Origin of the sequence: Pelagicoccus enzymogenes, from assembly GCF_014803405.1 — a bacterium.
Classification (GTDB): Bacteria; Verrucomicrobiota; Verrucomicrobiia; order Opitutales; family Opitutaceae; genus Pelagicoccus; species Pelagicoccus enzymogenes.
In genome coordinates this window covers 21,495-37,748 of record NZ_JACYFG010000050.1, presented here as the reverse complement: position 1 = coordinate 37,748, position 16,254 = coordinate 21,495, and the positions used below count along the sequence as shown (strand labels likewise).

General features: G+C 59.7%; 13 protein-coding genes. 8 read left to right on the top strand and 5 right to left on the bottom strand.

The genetic code is table 11. The features are described 5' to 3' along the window. Both IEN85_RS18910 and IEN85_RS18905 read right to left on the bottom strand, forming a co-directional pair. Positions 1–638, bottom strand: a 638-nt coding sequence (locus IEN85_RS18910) for an IS256 family transposase (protein WP_191618670.1), incomplete at its 3' end; no start/stop codon positions are given. A 240-nt stretch (positions 639–878) separates the two neighbouring features. Further along, positions 879–2,093 (bottom strand): MFS transporter, encoded by a 1,215-nt coding sequence (locus IEN85_RS18905; protein ID WP_191618669.1) that lies wholly within the window; start codon positions 2,091–2,093, stop codon positions 879–881. A 195-nt stretch (positions 2,094–2,288) separates the two neighbouring features. Here IEN85_RS18905 and IEN85_RS18900 point away from each other — a divergent pair, with 195 nt between their 5' ends. Then, positions 2,289–2,915 carry a sulfotransferase family protein gene (locus IEN85_RS18900; protein ID WP_191618668.1) on the top strand — a complete coding sequence of 209 codons (627 nt, stop codon included), beginning with the start codon at positions 2,289–2,291 and terminating at the stop codon, positions 2,913–2,915. Between the two features lie 73 nt (positions 2,916–2,988). Then, positions 2,989–3,690, top strand: a complete 702-nt coding sequence (locus IEN85_RS18895; RefSeq protein ID WP_191618667.1) for a spermine/spermidine synthase domain-containing protein — start codon at positions 2,989–2,991, stop codon at positions 3,688–3,690. Positions 3,691–3,805: 115 nt separating this feature from the next. Here IEN85_RS18895 and IEN85_RS18890 read toward each other — a convergent pair whose 3' ends face one another. Then, the gene (locus IEN85_RS18890) at positions 3,806–4,795 is read right to left on the bottom strand and encodes a LacI family DNA-binding transcriptional regulator (RefSeq protein WP_191618666.1); all 990 of its coding nucleotides are present in this window, start codon (positions 4,793–4,795) and stop codon (positions 3,806–3,808) included. A gap of 224 nt (positions 4,796–5,019) precedes the next feature. Between IEN85_RS18890 and ptsP the strand changes: the two genes are divergently transcribed. From ptsP to IEN85_RS18865, 5 genes are all read left to right on the top strand, one after another. Beyond that, a complete protein-coding gene (gene ptsP, locus IEN85_RS18885) occupies positions 5,020–7,491 on the top strand; it encodes a phosphoenolpyruvate--protein phosphotransferase (protein WP_191618665.1) in 2,472 nt (823 codons plus the stop codon). A gap of 12 nt (positions 7,492–7,503) precedes the next feature. Next, on the top strand, positions 7,504–8,463 hold the full coding sequence (gene pfkB / locus IEN85_RS18880; RefSeq protein ID WP_191618664.1) for a 1-phosphofructokinase: 960 nt from the start codon (positions 7,504–7,506) through the stop codon (positions 8,461–8,463). Positions 8,464–8,483: 20 nt separating this feature from the next. Then, on the top strand, positions 8,484–10,157 hold the full coding sequence (locus IEN85_RS18875) for a PTS fructose transporter subunit IIC (RefSeq protein WP_191618663.1): 1,674 nt from the start codon (positions 8,484–8,486) through the stop codon (positions 10,155–10,157). A gap of 20 nt (positions 10,158–10,177) precedes the next feature. Then, positions 10,178–11,410, top strand: a complete 1,233-nt coding sequence (locus tag IEN85_RS18870) for a carbohydrate porin (RefSeq protein ID WP_191618662.1) — start codon at positions 10,178–10,180, stop codon at positions 11,408–11,410. A gap of 155 nt (positions 11,411–11,565) precedes the next feature. Further along, entirely contained in the window at positions 11,566–12,396 is an 831-nt protein-coding gene (locus IEN85_RS18865; RefSeq protein WP_191618661.1) for a shikimate 5-dehydrogenase, read from the top strand. Positions 12,397–12,647: 251 nt separating this feature from the next. Here IEN85_RS18865 and IEN85_RS18860 read toward each other — a convergent pair whose 3' ends face one another. Further along, the gene (locus tag IEN85_RS18860; RefSeq protein ID WP_191618660.1) at positions 12,648–13,871 is read right to left on the bottom strand and encodes a hypothetical protein; all 1,224 of its coding nucleotides are present in this window, start codon (positions 13,869–13,871) and stop codon (positions 12,648–12,650) included. Between the two features lie 353 nt (positions 13,872–14,224). Here IEN85_RS18860 and IEN85_RS25025 point away from each other — a divergent pair, with 353 nt between their 5' ends. Beyond that, complete coding sequence (locus tag IEN85_RS25025) at positions 14,225–14,470, top strand: hypothetical protein (RefSeq protein ID WP_191618659.1); 246 nt, start codon at positions 14,225–14,227, stop codon at positions 14,468–14,470. A 239-nt stretch (positions 14,471–14,709) separates the two neighbouring features. Here the strand turns inward: IEN85_RS25025 and IEN85_RS18850 are convergent, their stop codons facing one another. After that, complete coding sequence (locus tag IEN85_RS18850; RefSeq protein ID WP_191618658.1) at positions 14,710–16,017, bottom strand: DUF2254 domain-containing protein; 1,308 nt, start codon at positions 16,015–16,017, stop codon at positions 14,710–14,712. Positions 16,018–16,254 lie beyond the last annotated feature (237 nt).

Below are 16,254 nucleotides of genomic sequence, written 5' to 3'. Positions count from 1 at the left end.
ACGCCGAGCACCTCGCGGAAGCCATGCTCGTTGACGCCGATGGCGACAAGCACGCTCACGTTCTCCATCTCGCCTCCCCACGAGCGCTTCAGCCACAGCCCGTCCATAAACGCGTAGACGTAGCGGCTTCGCAGGGGTCGCTGCCGCCACGCCTCGATCCGTTCGTATATCTTCTGATTGAGATCGCTCACGGTCGAAGGGCTTACCCTGGCGCCCCAAAGGGCCTCGGTTATGTCCTCGATCCGTCGGACCGACACGCCAGCCAAGTACATCTCGACCAGCGATTCCTCCACGCTGGACTCGCGTCTGCGGTAGCGTTCGATGATCTGGGTCTCGAAGCTCGCTCCGCGAAGCTTGGGGACCTTCAGCTTAACTTCGCCAGCTCCCGTATGCAGCTTGCGCTCGTAGTGGCCGTTGCGATGAGCCGAACGCTCGTCGCTGCGTTCGTAGCGCTTCGCGTTGCAGATTTGGTCGGCCTCGGCGTCGAGCAGACCGTTTATCGCCTCCTCGACGGTTCCACGAACGAAGCCGCCCAGATCCTTCTTTAGGTTGCCGAAGTCGATCTTCACGACTTCGCTTGATGCCGATCCCTCGGCTGTTATCGTCTCGTTTACTGTCTTTCCGTTGGTGTCTTCCATCTTGGGTATTTGTTTGAACACCAACTGCCTACCGGATCATCGGCGGAAAGGCACCTCTACTAATTTGCGAAACTTTTCGGACGTTATCTCCTGGAAAAAGCCGCCCAAGCCAAAATCCAGATTATTGGCTTCTAAGATGTAGGGTGCGGCGCTTGCGCCGTCCCGCGTCGGTTTGTCAGCTTCGACAAAATTGCGGCCGTTTAGATCGTAAGCAGTGCGGGACTGCGCAAGCGCCGCACCCTACGAATTTACACTCCCCCTTTGGTCGCTCTCCCGCACTAAACGAGCTAGTCCCAATGCCAGCAGACTCACGCTGACCGCCAGCCAGCCGAGCCAGTGGTAACCCATCAAGCGGCCGGAAGCATCTGCAGTCACAATCAAACCACTCGCCGTCGAAGCCGCCCCCGACGCCACATCGCGCGCGCATCCGCTCAAGCTCATGAAGGCCCCGCGGCGAGCGGGCGGTACCGCCAAGGTCATGATCGCTTGCCCCGGCACGAAACGGCCGCTGGCGAAGACAAAGAAGAAGGCCGCGATAAGGAGAATAAGCCACATGGGCATCGCTCCGCCGTTAGCGATTGCCAAGGTAACGACGCTGGCTACGGCCACCAAAACCGCTAGCACCCTCACCCGCCCAAATCGGTCGGCCAATTTACCGATCCGCGGGGCCGTGAAAACCGTCAGTACACCACCAATCAGGTAGACCAAGAACACGCGATCCTCCGGCAAGCCCATGTTTGCCACGAAGTACTGAGCCATTAGCGGGATGATAATAAAATGCCCAAAAACCAAAGCCGCGTAGAACAGCAGCGCTTTCCCGGCATTGGCATCTTTCAGAAGAGCGATAAAGGAAGCGGTTCGCTTTTTCGGATCCGCTTCGAGGTGGCCGCCTACCGACGGCAAGCCGACAAACGCCACCAGCCACATCGTCGAAGCCAAACCGGCCAGCATCAGAAACGGGGCTTCCCAGTCAAAGGCGCTCGCAAGGTAGAGCCCCGTTGGCACGCCTAATGCCGAAGCAACAGAAAAGGCAGTCATCACCACGCCGACAGCAGCCGCCCGACGCTGTGGTGGCACCACGTCCCCCACGATCGACAATACCAACGCCGTGGCCACGCCGCCAAAGCCGCCGCTGATCATGCGCCCCATCATCAAAGTGTTCGCATCTTGAGCCAATCCACAGGCCAAGGTGCCCACCGTGAAGCCGGCATACACGAAAAGCAGCGCCATGCGACGATCGAAGCGGTCGATAAAAGGTGCCGTCAAAAGCCCCACGATTCCCGAGCTGATCGCGTAAGCCGCCACGATGGCGCTGAACCTCCCCGGCCCGATCCCCAGGTCGCGTACCAGCTGCGGCCCCAGAGGCATCAGGATCATGAAGTCCATGATGTGGGTAAACTGCACCGCCGCCAAAAGCAGCAAAAGCGATTTTTCTGTTAGCTTTGGAAATCCCATAATGAAAGCGGAGCAACATCCACCCTGTCCGAACAAGCATCCGGAAACCTCGCCAACGAACAATCGCCCATCACAACTGCTTTTCGAATCAAAGCTTTTGCGAGGCTCTCGGGCAAAGCAGCTTGTGCATCAGTGTATCTTAACGAAGATAGCAGCTTCGCTTCTTTGTCCCACCTTCAACCCAAAGTTCGTTCTATGCAGCCTCAAATCATCGGCACGGGCGTCGGTCGCACCGGCACCTACTCCCTCAAACTCGCCCTCGAGCAACTCGGCTTCGGTCCTTGTTACCACATGGAAGAAGTGGCCAAGAACATGGTTACCCACTTGCCTCGCTGGCAAGCTGCCCTCGCCGGCGATCCAGACTGGCAAACGCTCTACCAAGGCTACGGCAGCGCTGTCGACTGGCCGACCTCCGGGTTCTACCGCGAGCTCTACGCCGCCTACCCCAATGCAAAGTTCGTGCTCACCGTACGAAGCCCCGAAAGCTGGGCCGCTAGTTTTGGCGAGACCATCAACGCTCTGATCGGCAGCAAGGAAAAGGCGCCTCCGCCTATGTGGGAATGGCTCGATATGGCGAAGGCCGTCATCGAACGCACCGGCTTCCAAGTAGGATCGAGCCCTGAAAAGATGGCGGAAGACTTTTCGAAACATACCGCCGCCGTCAAAGCTGCCATCCCCGCCTCTCAGCTCCTCGTCTTCGAAGTCGCCCAAGGCTGGCAACCGCTCTGCGATTTTCTACAAGTCAACGCCCCCGACACCCCCTTCCCCCGCAGCAACAACCGCGAAGAATTCTGGGAACTGGTCAAGGGAGCTGCGTCGTAGGGCGTGGCGCTCGCTCCGCCTCGAGTCCCCAGCGCTTGCATCCCTTGTACGACTGCTCTTTGCTCCCTGCCCGATGAAGCCAAACATCACGCTCGCCGAAACCACCACTCCCAACGGAGCCCGCATGACGCTCGTCGAGCACGACGGCAGCTTCTGCATCCGCGTGAACGGCCAGCAGCTCATGCACTCCAAGGTCGCCACCTCCGAGATCCAGCTCGGCAGCATCGCCTGTGAGCGCCACGGCAGCGCCGACCAGCAACCGAAGGTCCTGATCGGCGGACTCGGCCTAGGCTTCACCCTTAAAAGCGTACTCGACTCCACCGGCCCCCAGGCGAGCGTGCACGTCGTCGAACTCTTCCCCGAGATCGTGGAATGGAACCGGACCTACATGGCCGCGCTGAACGGCGACGCCCTAAAGGACGAGCGCGTGGAAGTGATCACCGAAGACGTCGCCGACGTCATTTCCCGCTCCACCTCATCTCCCTACGACGCCATCGCCCTCGATATCGACAACAACACCACCGCCATGGTGAAAACCGAAAACCACGATCTCTACGGCAAGCAAGGGATACGCAAGATCTGGCAAGCCCTGCGCCCCGGCGGCCGCGCCGCCCTCTGGTTCGCCGCCCCCGACGCAGCCATCGAACGCCTGCTCGAGAAAGCCGGTTTCCAGGTGCAAGCCATGCCCGCCAAAGTCTTCGGCTCCTCCCGCCGCGAAGCCTACATGATCTACGTCGCCGACAAGCCGCTAAGCGACAAAACGCCCACGAACTAGGCCACCCTAAAAAGTATCCGTAATCCCAATACCGTTTGTCATTAAGATACGGATACGACGGACGCATGCCGTCAGCTCCCGTCCTCAAGCCAAGAGCTTAAAAGAAATAACGTTCTCAGCGCCGCGCGCTCGATTCGCGCTCCACCAGTTCGCCTTGCAGCACCACTTCGCTCACCGGGCGCCCCCCATCCTCGATACGCTTTAGCAACAAGTCTGCTGCGGCCTCCCCCATCGCCGACGCGGGCTGTCGTACCACTGTTACCGCCGGTTCCACGAAACTCGCCCACGACGGATCGTCGAAACAGGCAAAGCCCATCTCAGCGAGCTTCTTGCCTCCCCCTTCTCGCAAGGCCTTGTAGGCGCCCGTCGCCAAAAGAGCGCTGCTGCAAACCACCGCGTCGACCGACGGATCCTCCGCCAATATTTCCCGCATCAGCCTGACACCCTCCGCCTCGAATGCCGGTCCTTGGCGAATCGCCCCCATACGCTCCTCTTGCCCCTCGAAGGCCGTCTTGAAACCCTGGATACGCAGCGCCGCCGTAAAACTATTCTCCCCACCGAATATCCCCGCGATCTTCCGAAAGCCGCCCTCCAACAAGGTCTGGGTCAAACGTCGAGCCGCCCCTTCATTGTCGATCAAAACCGCATCCAGCGAAGCCTCGTTTAGCTTGCGGTCGATCAACACCATCGGCGGCAACTTGCCTGGATCGATCGGCTTCTTGTTCGCCCGCGTCGGCGACAGCAAAATGCCCGCAACCTGCTCCTCGTCCATCAACTTCAAGTAGCGTCCCTCCTTCTCCCCGTCCTCGTCCGTGTTGCAAATCAGCACGCTGAAACCTCTCGCCATCGCTACCCGCTCCACCGCCCGACTGATCTCGCTGAAAAACGGGTTGCTGATATCCGACACGATCAAGCCGATCACCCGCGACTTCCGCTCCCGTAGGTTCCGAGCCACCCGGTTCGGACGATAGCCAAGCGCTTCCACCGCCGCCTCCACCTTCTTGCGGGCATCCTCGCTGATGTAGCCCTTCCCCGATAACACGCGGGAAACCGTGGCAATGGAACAACCCGCTCGCTTGGCGACGTCTTTGATCGATTGAGACATGACTGTTATCGTTTACACAAAACATCGATTTATAAAGCGAAAACACAGCCATAAGAAAAAAGTTACCTTTCGTATCTAACTATCAATCAATCAGTTTTTATCCTAAAACCAAGCTCCTCTCACTTATGTAAACGTTTTCACATTGACGAGCGAATGTGGAAACGTTTACACACATAACCAGAAACACGCTCCACCCCTTCGGAACCCTAAAAATTACCCTGCTCATGATTACAATGACCCCTAGCGACGTCCGTCTCGGCGCCACCCTCAACTCCAAGGAAGACGCCATCCGCGCCGCAGCCGACATCCTTGTCCAGAGCGACTCCATCGACCCGGAATACGTCGACAGCATGCTGGCCCGAGAGCTCACCGCCACCACCTACCTCGGCAACGGCGTCTCCATCCCACACGGTCGCCCCCAAGACGCCAAGCACATCAAGAACACCCGCGTCTCCATTCTCCAAATCCCCCAAGGCGTCGCCTGGCAAGACGGGCAAAAAGCCCACCTCGTCTTCGGCATCGCCGCCAAGTCCGACGAGCATATCGGCCTGCTTCGCAGCCTCACCGGAATCGTTAGCGACACAGCCCTCGCCCAGCGACTCGCCCAAACCAACGACCCCTCCGAAATTATCGAAGCAATTTCAGGCAACGTCGCAACTGCAGCGGACGCCCCAGCCGCCTCCTCCCATTTCCTCGGTAGCGAAATCGAACTCCCCTTCAGCAATCCGCGCGGCTTCCACCTCCGACCCGCCGGCAAATTCGCCCGCGCCGTCCAAGCCTACGACGGCAAAGTAACTCTCGTCGTCAAAAGCCGCGAGATCGAAGCCGACAGCCCTTCCCGCATCCTTTCCCTCGGCATCGCAGCCGGCGACTCCGTCCGCATCCGCGTCGAAGGCGACAACGAAACCGACACCCTCTCCAACCTCGCCGCCCTGCTCGAAGAGATCAACAACGAGCCACAAGAGGAAGAAAACGTCGCAGCCCACTCAGGCAAGCAGTGGACCGGCGAACTCGAGTCCACCCAAGCCCTCTCCGGCACTATGGCCGCGCCCGGCCTCGCCATCGCAACCGCATGGAAGTGGAGCCCCGTCGATCTCGCCAACCGCAAACGCGCCGGCGGCGACACCGCCGCCGAGACCGCCGCCCTGCAGAGCGCCATCACCGTAGCGAGGAAACAACTTCTCGCCCTCACCGAAGGCGACCTCAACGCCGTCCAGCGCGACCTCTTCGAAGCACACGCCTCCCTCGTATCCGACGAAAAACTACGCGAGCAAGCCGCCGCTTTCATCGACGCCGGCGACGACGCTCTCACCGCTTGGACCACCACCATCCAAATCCAAACCGCCAAGCTCGCCAACCTAGAAGACAAGCGCCTCGCCCAGCGAGCCGACGACCTGCGCGACGTCGGCCAACGCGTACAAAAAATCCTCCTCGGCATCGAAGTCGACCCCATCTCGGAAATCACCGAGCCGGTCATCCTCGTCGCCGAAGACCTCGACCCTTCTCAAGCTGCCCAGCTCAAGGCCGACAAGATCAAAGGCATCTGCCTCAAAAACGGCTCGCCCAACGCCCACGCCGCCATCGTCGCCCGCTCCCTCGGCATCCCCATGCTCGTCGCCATGGGAGGCAATAGCAACCGCATCCCCATCGGCGAAACCGTCATTCTCGACGCCTCCGGCAGCCGCGTCATCCTCAGCCCGAGCGAGGGCGATCTCAAATCCGCCCAAGCCGCTATCCAGGAAGTCAGCATCCAGCGCAACCAAGACTGGGACCAACGCTTCGAGCCCGCCATCCTTCAGGACGGCCACCGCGTCGAAGTCGTTGCCAACATCGGCCAAACCGCCGAAGCCGCTTCCGTCATCGATTCCGGAGCAGAAGGCGTTGGCCTCCTCCGCACCGAATTCCTCTTCCTCGACCGCGACCACGCCCCGGACGAAGAGGAACAATACAACGAGCTCCGCACCATGATCGAGTCCCTCCAAGGCCTGCCCATGATCGTGCGCACCCTAGACATCGGCGGCGACAAGCCCGTCTCCTACCTCGGTCTCAGCGAGCAGGACCTCTCCTTCCTCGGCCTGCGCGGATTCCGCCTCAGCCTCGCACGCCCCGACCTCGCCACCACCCAACTGCGAGCCATCTTTCGCGCCGCCGAGCACGGCCCCATCCGTCTCATGTTCCCCATGATCGCCACGCCCAACGACTTCCTGCGAGCCCGCGAAATGGCAGAAAAAGTTCGCCGCGAAGTGGGCGGCCAAAAGGTCGAGCTGGGCGTCATGATCGAAGTCCCCTCCGCCGTCACCATGGCTCCTGAACTGGCCGAGCTGGCTGACTTCTTCTCCATCGGCACCAACGACTTGACGCAATACGCCCTCGCCGTTGACCGCACCCATCCGCTGCTCGCTCGCCGCGCCGACAGCCTTCATCCGGTCGTCCTGCGCCTCATCCGCGACACCGTCAAAGCCGCCCACGACAAGGGCAAATGGGTTGGCGTCTGTGGCGGACTCGCCGCCGATCCCCTCGGCGCTCTCATCCTCACCGGCCTCGGCATCGACGAGCTCAGTATGCCGCCCGCCATCGTCCCGCAGGTCAAAGCCCTGCTCCGCCACGAGAAACTGGAAACGCTTTCCGCCCTCGCCGAAAAAGCCCTCCACCAACGCGACGCCCGCGCCGTCCGCGCCCTCCGCCCCAGCCACTAAGCCCAGCCCGCCATGAACACGCAAAACGACATCGTCACCATCACGCTCAACCCCGCCATCGACCAGACAGTCTTCATCGATCGCTTCGAGCCGGGCCAGGTCAACCGCACCGAGCGCCACTACCGCCAAGCCGGCGGCAAGGGAGTAAACGTTTCCTCCATGCTCGCCGGATTCGGCATCGCCTCCACCGCCACCGGCTTCCTCGGCAAGGAAAACCCACGCGTCTTCAACGAACTCTTCAAAAGCAAAGCCATCAGCGACGCATTCGTCTGGATCCCCGGCGAAACCCGCACCGGCATCAAAATCGTCGACGCCGCCACCCGCCAAACCACCGACATCAATTTCCCCGGACTCCAGCCCTCCGCCCACGAGTTCAACCAATTCGAAAAGAAGCTCGCCCAACTCATCAGGCCCGACCGCTGGTTCGTCCTCGCCGGTAGCCTGCCCGCCGGAGTCAGCCCCGATTTCTTCGCGGAAATCATCGCCCTCATCAAACGCGGCGGAGCAAAAATCGCCGTCGATACCAGCGGCGAAGCCCTCAAGGTCGCCATCGAAAACGGAGCCGACCTCATCAAACCAAACGAGCACGAGCTCGCCGAATATCTCGGCCACGACCTGCCCGATTTCGCCTCCCGCGTAGTTGCCGCCACGCAGCTGCAAAAAGAGAAAGTCCCGCACGTCATCCTCTCCCTCGGCAGCGAAGGCGCGCTCTTCTTTTCTCCGGAAAAAGCCCTCATGGCCTCCGCCCCGCCCGTCAAAGTCGTCAGCACCGTCGGAGCCGGCGACTCCCTGCTCGCGGGCTACCTCGCCGGACTCGCTACCGGTCGCAACGCCACCGACCGAGCCCGCCTCGCCAGCGTCTTCGCCTGGTGCGCCCTCGAAGACGTCCGCCGCCAACTACCCGCCGCCGAAATCATCGAGAAGCGCCTCCCGCAAATCTCCGTCCAACCTCTCTCCGTTCTCCAAGCTTAACCCCCAACTCCCCACCCCTAATGAAAACCATCACAGCCACCTTCGCCTCTCCCGCCGACGAGCCGCTCACCCGCCTCGCCGTCTCCGCCCTCCAAGCGGAAAGCAAGCTCCGCGGCCTGCAGCTCGACATCGTCGAGTCCTCCCAAACCACTAGCGGCGAAGTCCACCTCCGCTCGAACGATCAAGACATCCAGACCGACCGCCCCCAACTCATCCGCGAGACCGGCAAGATTCTCGATCCCATTTCACCGCGTACCCAACAAACAAATACGACTCTCCCACCTCGCGAAACATCCGCCCCCGTCGCGGTCGCCAACAAATACCTCATCGGCGTCACCTCCTGCCCTACGGGCATCGCCCACACCTTCATGGCCGCCGAAGCCCTCATCAAAGGGGCCAAAGCCATGGGCTACGAGATGAAGGTTGAAACCCGAGGCTCGGTCGGCGCCAAGAATGAACTCACCGCCGAAGACATCGCCAAGGCCGATGCCGTCATTGTGGCTGCCGACGCCACTGTCGAGACCGCCCGCTTTTCTGGCAAGAAGCTTCTCGAAACCGGCACCAAAGCCGCCATCCGCGATTCCCAAGGCCTCATAAAAGAAGCCCTCGCCCTCGAGCCCTCGCCCGCCCAAGGCAGCGGTCTCAAGCAACCTGCCAAAAAAGAACGCACCGGTCCCTACAAGCACCTCATGACCGGCGTCTCCCATATGCTTCCGCTTGTAGTGGCTGGCGGACTACTCATCGCCCTCGCCTTCGCCATCGGCGGCATCTACGCCGGAGACGAAGAAGGCACACTCGGCTGGGCCCTCATGCAAATCGGCGGCGCCTCGGCCTTCGCCCTTTTCGTTCCTGTCTTCGCCGGCTTCATCGCTTTCTCCATCGCCGACCGTCCCGGACTCACTCCCGGACTCATCGGCGGCATGCTCGCCTCCAGCCTCGGAGCTGGATTCCTCGGCGGCATCGCCGCAGGCTTCCTCGCCGGCTACTTCACCCGATGGCTCAACAAAGCCATCAAGCTTCCGGACCAACTCGCCGGCCTCAAGCCCGTCCTCATCCTCCCGCTGATTTCCTCCCTCGTCGTCGGACTCGCCATGGTCTACTTGATCGGTCCGCCGGTGAAAGGCCTCATGGATGGCGTCTCCGCCTGGCTCAACGCCATGCAAGGCAGCAGCGCCCTTATCCTTGGCCTCCTCCTCGGCGGCATGATGGCCTTCGACATGGGGGGCCCCATCAACAAAGCCGCCTACACCTTCGCCGTCGGCCTCGTGGCCACCCAAATCTACGGCCCCATGGCCGCCGTCATGGCCGCCGGCATGGTTCCCCCGCTCGGCGTCGCTCTCGCCGCCACCCTCTTCAAAAATCGCTTCAGCGCCGACGAGCAACAAGCCACCAAAGCCACCGCTGTGCTGGGCATCGCCTTCATCACCGAGGGAGCCATTCCCTACGCCGCCGCCGATCCCTTCCGCGTCATTCCCGCAACCATCGCCGGATCCGCCACCGCAGGCGCCATCTCCATGGCCGTCGGCAGCAAGCTGATGGTGCCGCACGGCGGGATCTTCGTCCTAGCGATCCCCAACGCCATCACCCACATGCTCGGCTACCTCATCGCCATCGTAGCCGGTACCCTCGTCACCACTACCGTTCTATTCTTCCTAAAAAAGCGCCGCCCCGCAGCCAACGAAGCCGCCGCATAACCACCAACGCCAATACCGTAATGAAAAATAAACTACCTCTCGCCATCGCCCTGCTCGTCACCACCTCCACCACCTTTGCCGAAAACACCCCTTGGCAGGAACGCGATCGCCTCTCCGGCGACTGGGGCGGCGCCCGCACCGCCCTCGCCGACAGCGGAATCGAAACCTTCGCCTACTACACCGGCATCTTCGCCAGCAACGTGGACGGCGGCAACGAGTCCGACGAAGCCTACGCCGGCGGACTCTTCTTCGGCGCCAAGTTCGACCTCGAGAAGAAGTTCGGCTGGGATGACACCGAATTCGCCATTGCCGGAATCGACCGCCATGGCCGCAGCATCGACGCCGCTGTCGGCGGCCAGTACAGCGTCATGCAAGTGGTCGGCGGACAAACTACCTTCCTCTACAACGTGACTCTCGAGAAGCAATTCATGGACGACCAGCTGTCATTGAAATTCGGGCGCATGAGCGCGACCGACGATTTCTGCGGCTCGCCCTTCTTCAGCTACTCCATGAACAACGCCGTCAACGGCCAGATCCGAGCCGCCCTCTTCGACGGAGTCATGACCTCCTACCCCTTCGCCGTCTGGGGAGCCCGAGCCAAGTACCAGATCAACGAAACCACCTACGCCCAAATCGGAACCTTCCAGCTCTCCGAAAGCATGTGGGATCCCAAGAACCACGGTACCGACTTCGCAATCCGCGGGAGCGACGGACTCTCGGTCTTCACCCAGCTCAACTGGAACCCCACCTTCAACGACCGCCCCGCCCACTTCTTCGTCGGCATGAACAACGCCTTCTTCGACATGGACCGCTTCGATAGCGACCAAGATCGCGAAGAGTTCGTGCGCTTCTACGCCAACGCCGATTACCAAGTGTATTCGGAATCTCCCGACAGCGACAACGGACTCACCCTCTTCGCCACTATTGGCTACACCAGCCACGACGACGTCGCCATCGTCCCCGTCCAATCCACCTTTGGCGCCAACTACCGGGGCCTCTTCCCCGGACGCGAAAACGACAGCACCCTCTTCTTCGCCACCTACGGCGGCTTCAGCGACGTGTATTCAAAAGTCGAATCCGAAGCCGGCCGTTCCGAGGCCGACTACGAAATGGTCATCGAGCTCGCCCACCGCTTCCAGCTCAGCCCTGCCAGCTATTTCCAGCCCGACCTACAGTACATCGTAAAGCCAGGCGGCACCGGCGACATCGACAACGCCCTCGTCCTCGGCTTCCAATTCGGCGGCAGCTTTTAAGTCTAGTAAACAGTTAACAACCAAGAGCGGCGCCTGGGAGTCTCCCCAGGCGCCGTTTCGCCTCCGTAGGGTGCGGCCTATAAGGCCGTCCCGCAGAGCCCCCTCCGCAAACTTCTTTTACTGCAATCGCCGGCAGATTTATTCTCACTCGAACCATGACCGCCTACATCAACAAAGACACCCAAGTCTGCATGTCATTAGCAGCCCGTCCCGGCAACACAGGGACACGGTTGCACAACTACCTCTATCGCGAGCTCGGCCTCAACTACGTTTACAAGGCCTTCACCACCGAAGACCTCGCCGCAGCGATCGGAGGCATACGAGCCTTTGGCATTCGTGGCTGCGCCATTTCCATGCCCTTCAAGGAGGACTGCATCCCCATGCTCGACGAACTGGATCCCTCCGCTACCGGTATACAGTCGGTCAATACGATCGTAAATACAGCCGGCCAGCTCAAAGGCTACAACACCGACTACACGGCCGTCTTCTCCCTTCTGAAATCGCACAACGTCCCGAACGATTTAACCTTCGCCCTGCGCGGCAGTGGCGGCATGGCCAAAGCAGTGGCTTGCGCCCTGCGCGACGCAGGTTTCCAGAACGGCGCGGTCGTAGCCCGCAACCCCGAGAAAGGTCCGTCCTTGGCCCAGCAATACGGATTCAAGTGGAAGCCAAACCTGGAGGAAAACGACGAGCCCAACTTGCTCATAAACGTCACCCCTATTGGCATGGAGGGCGGTTCCAGCGCTGAAGACTTAGCGTTTCCCGAAACAATCGTACGCTCCGCGAAATTCGTATTCGACGTCGTCGCCCTCCCCTCAGAAACGCCTCTTATCAAACTCGCCCGCTCCCAAGGAAAATCGGTGATAACCGGAGCTGAAGTGATGACCCTACAGGCCATCGAGCAATTCGTGCTCTACACCGGAATACGTCCCGCAGCGGAACTGATAGCCCAAGCCTCCAAGTTCGCGCGAGAGGATCCGACCTAGCAAACCAGCCTCTCCACCGAATTCGGAGACTAATGCATTTTTGGTAGCCTCTTTCTTTCGTCGACTACGATCGACGGTTATCGCCGCGATTATTTCCCACGCCTTAAAAGTCCCGACCTCGGGCACCCCCCACGCGCCGGGGCGCGCAACCGGACTATAAATACCGCATAGACGTTGGTTGGCTAAAACGCCATCGCCTCGGGCAAACGTTGGATCGCAACGCCCGCGACATCATGCGCCCCTGCTGAAGGCTAGGAAACGAGCACCGCCTTCATCAGGGCAACGATGTACTCGCTCTCCTCTTTCCCAAGATGGGCTCCGATCTTCAGATCCATCCGGTCGCTTCTCAGCTGTATCGGATGGCCCTGTAGGTTGAAAGGCCGACGACTGTTGCCACGGACCAAGCCAGAGCTCAGCTCCTCGATCTCCTCCGCCTCGATCTCGACGCGTTTCTTCAGAAGCCAACCTCTTTCGTACACGAGCCGATTCCGGTCCACCTGGAACGATTCGGAAACCTTCAAAGCCCCTATCCACATGCGAAGAACAAAGGACAGCGGAGCCGCCATGAACAACGCGACGAACCCAACGAAGAAGAAAAAAAACCAGTCGACGCTTTCTTGATCATTCAAAAACGGCAACAGCATGCCGAAAAACGGGAACGCCAAGAAAACGGCAACGCCAAGGGTCGGCACCAAAAGCCACGGCCGGAACCCCAGGGGAGGGATCTTTACCGACAGGGAATACTCATCGAACTCCACTTTGGACCGCATCCCAAACGGCACCTCCGGGATGTCGTTACGCAAAAGGCCTTTCCGAAAGCGATCCTTCACGCTCATATCCAACTCGACATGCTTCCGGCGCACTTCGCCAGCTCCCGAGCGATCCACAATATCGACCTCCAGAAACTTGGCGATCGCCTCCGCCTCCCGCCGCGAGTTAGATCCCTTGCGCTCTTCCGTTACTTTCAGCTCGCCGCCTTTCTTCAACGTCAGCTTTACTGGATACACCGAATAGGACGAATTCTTGGATCTGCGAATTTCATGCGTGATGGTCACGAGTTCGATATCGCCGAGCGCATAACGCTTAGTCCTCAGAGGGACCAGCAACCCCCACCAAGAGGCAACTTCTCCCTGCCCCTTATCGATCCTCAAGCCAGAGCGATAAAACAGAATCCCCGCCCCCACCGCGACGAAGACACCTCCAAACGGCAGACCGAAGAAAAGCGGCAAATCCCCATCAAGCTCCCCAACTGCGATCAGGATCGTGGCAACAATAACCCCGAGGCCCGCCAAGAAAAACGGCAAGCCAAACAGGCAGGCACACCCGCCCCCATACTTCTTATCAAAAACGTTAGAGTCTAGGGATTCAAGCGGCATAACAAGTAGTAGCGCCACCCTAGGCCCAATCCAGCCTCCGTCAACGCCAAGCCTAGTCCCAGAGCCTAAGAGAACATCCAGCAAGTCGCTTTCGAGCAATCAACTCACTCTCCTTCCTCAACTCCCACGATTCCAGCGACGACGTAGGGCGCGGGCTTTACGCCCGTCCCGCGCACAACCCGATCCAACCAGTGCCATGCAGTCCAATACCCCTCACCCCACCGGCGATCTAACAAAGCAGGGCTAAAAAGACTTCGCAGTATCGATCCCCTCAGTACACAAGACCTCACTCCCAGCCTCCCACCAGGACTCAATACAGCGCGTCGGGAGCTAGAAAAGATACTGGCCATTCCCCACACAGCCCACTACTAAATTTTCATCTCTAGTTACTCTAGTTATCCAACCCTTGCCTCATCCCAAATCCAGGAAGCCTCGGCGATAGCAGTACCCTCATGCTCGATGCCCACAACGCAGCTGCCGCCAAGATAGAAGCCGAACACGACGTCGTAGCGACCTTCGAACCGACTCATACCTTGGATTTGATAATCGACCACATTCGCGGCGCCCAAGGACCTCCAAGTTCGCTATTTCTACCGCTGCACACGCCCGTCACCGTCGCCCCCATGCATGAGGCCAGCTGCACCGAAGCAGCCCCAACCGCGCCGGACTCGTCGATACTTGCACCCGAGAGTTCCTGAACGCCACCGCCGAACAATCGCGAAGTCCAGGAAAGTCCGATGAAGATGCGCTCGTCGAGCTAAGCCGCGATCCGCTGCTGCTCTTTTGCCTTCTTAGCAGGCTGGAAGCGACCAACAAGACGCTGCCCAAGAAGCTGAAGCTAAACGAGCCAAGCAAGGCCGCCGCCTTCGCCACCTTGATGATCGTCGTCAACGCCCTCGTCGAAGCGCAGGAACAAGCGAGTCCCTTCTAAAATCACCTACACTCGATGCCCTGCAAACACCTTTTGGCAACGGGCAATCGATGCAGCAATATCCTCCCGATCCCCATCGACCCGAGGATGGGCACTTGAACTTTCCATCTGGACAATCTGCGACAGCTGCTTCGCCAAGCTTGGCACCCTCTTGTCGTCAGGCGCCAGCCCAACGCCGATTCGTTCCAGAGAATTCACGATTCTGATCACAATTTCTGGATACGCAGCGCCTGCCTGCCGCAACTGATTAAACGCCTCGTTTATCAGTCCATCGTAGGTTGTTTGTAGGCAGTGCACTCTCAATTCCCCTTCATCGTCCACGAGGCAAGCTGGCGGCAGCGACTTTGACCTCACCTGCAGCAAGGCGGCCGAAAGGTAATCGATACAAACGATCGCCGTATTCGGATCGTTGATACCAGGAGAGATCGCCCGCAGAGCGAGCTCCACCAATTGGTCGACCAGAAATTCCAGGTTTTGCTCTGGAGTACGCTTATCCCCCAAGAAGATAGCATCTGAAATGGATTTCGAAACGGACGCCTCGTTCACATCGCCGAAGACCTCGGCGACCACTTCTCCTTTCGCCACGAAGTGCCCCGCCCGTTTCGGCACCGAAATCCGCGCGTTCCCCTTTTTGGCAGTCTCCAACAAACCTTCCTGGTCAATCGCGGTCAGATAGCCCGAACGCTTGGCTCGCACAACGAAGTCAGCCTTGCCCCATTCGGGCTGTTGGCTGCCCTCCTCTTCCGTTTCGCGCTCAGGCAAGGCCTCTATCTTGCTCTCCAGTTCCCTGTACACGCACGCAACCAGGGAGTCCGCTTGAATCGATGTCGCAACATGGTGGATGTAGTGGACAATCAAACACACGCATACGCAGGCTAAGACGATCATCAAGGTTACCGACGGATGGGCCTTGCCCGCTTCCCAGCCATCGTCCATGGCCGGCATGATCAGTATCCCGTAGACGAACGAGCCGATCAAGGCCCCCAGCGTCACCTGCGAGGACGGACTCCTCAAAAAATTGCGCAACAACCGCGGACCGAACTGAGAGGAAGCCAAGGTCAACGAAACGATGGTGATCGAAAAAGTAACGCCTGCGACCGTTACCAACGACCCAACAATCGCGCCCACAATCGCCAACGACGTCTCACGACCGCTTCTGTAAACGAGGGGAACATCTTCCCAAGTCCCCAAGCCCAGTCCCTCCCAATAAAGCATCCCATAGGCCGACACCATCGCCAAGGTGATCGACATAGCGGGCATCAGCCAGAGGCTTTGGCTAACCCTCTCGAAAAGGTTGTTGAGATAAGTTTTCATGAGTGCCGATTCCGTCGTCTACAAGAACTGGACCAAGCCACCCGAAAACACCGGAAACCGCAACCGTTTTGGTAGCCACTCCGCCCCATACAGAGGACGACGCCCTACAAAAATAGGTCCATCCGCAAATGCAGCGGAATCGCTCCTGCAGCACGGACGACACGGAGGTTGTCCCTCCTTCTGGAGGAACTGGTGAATGTGTCGCTACGCTCGGCACCGCCCGGTCCGCACTGCAAG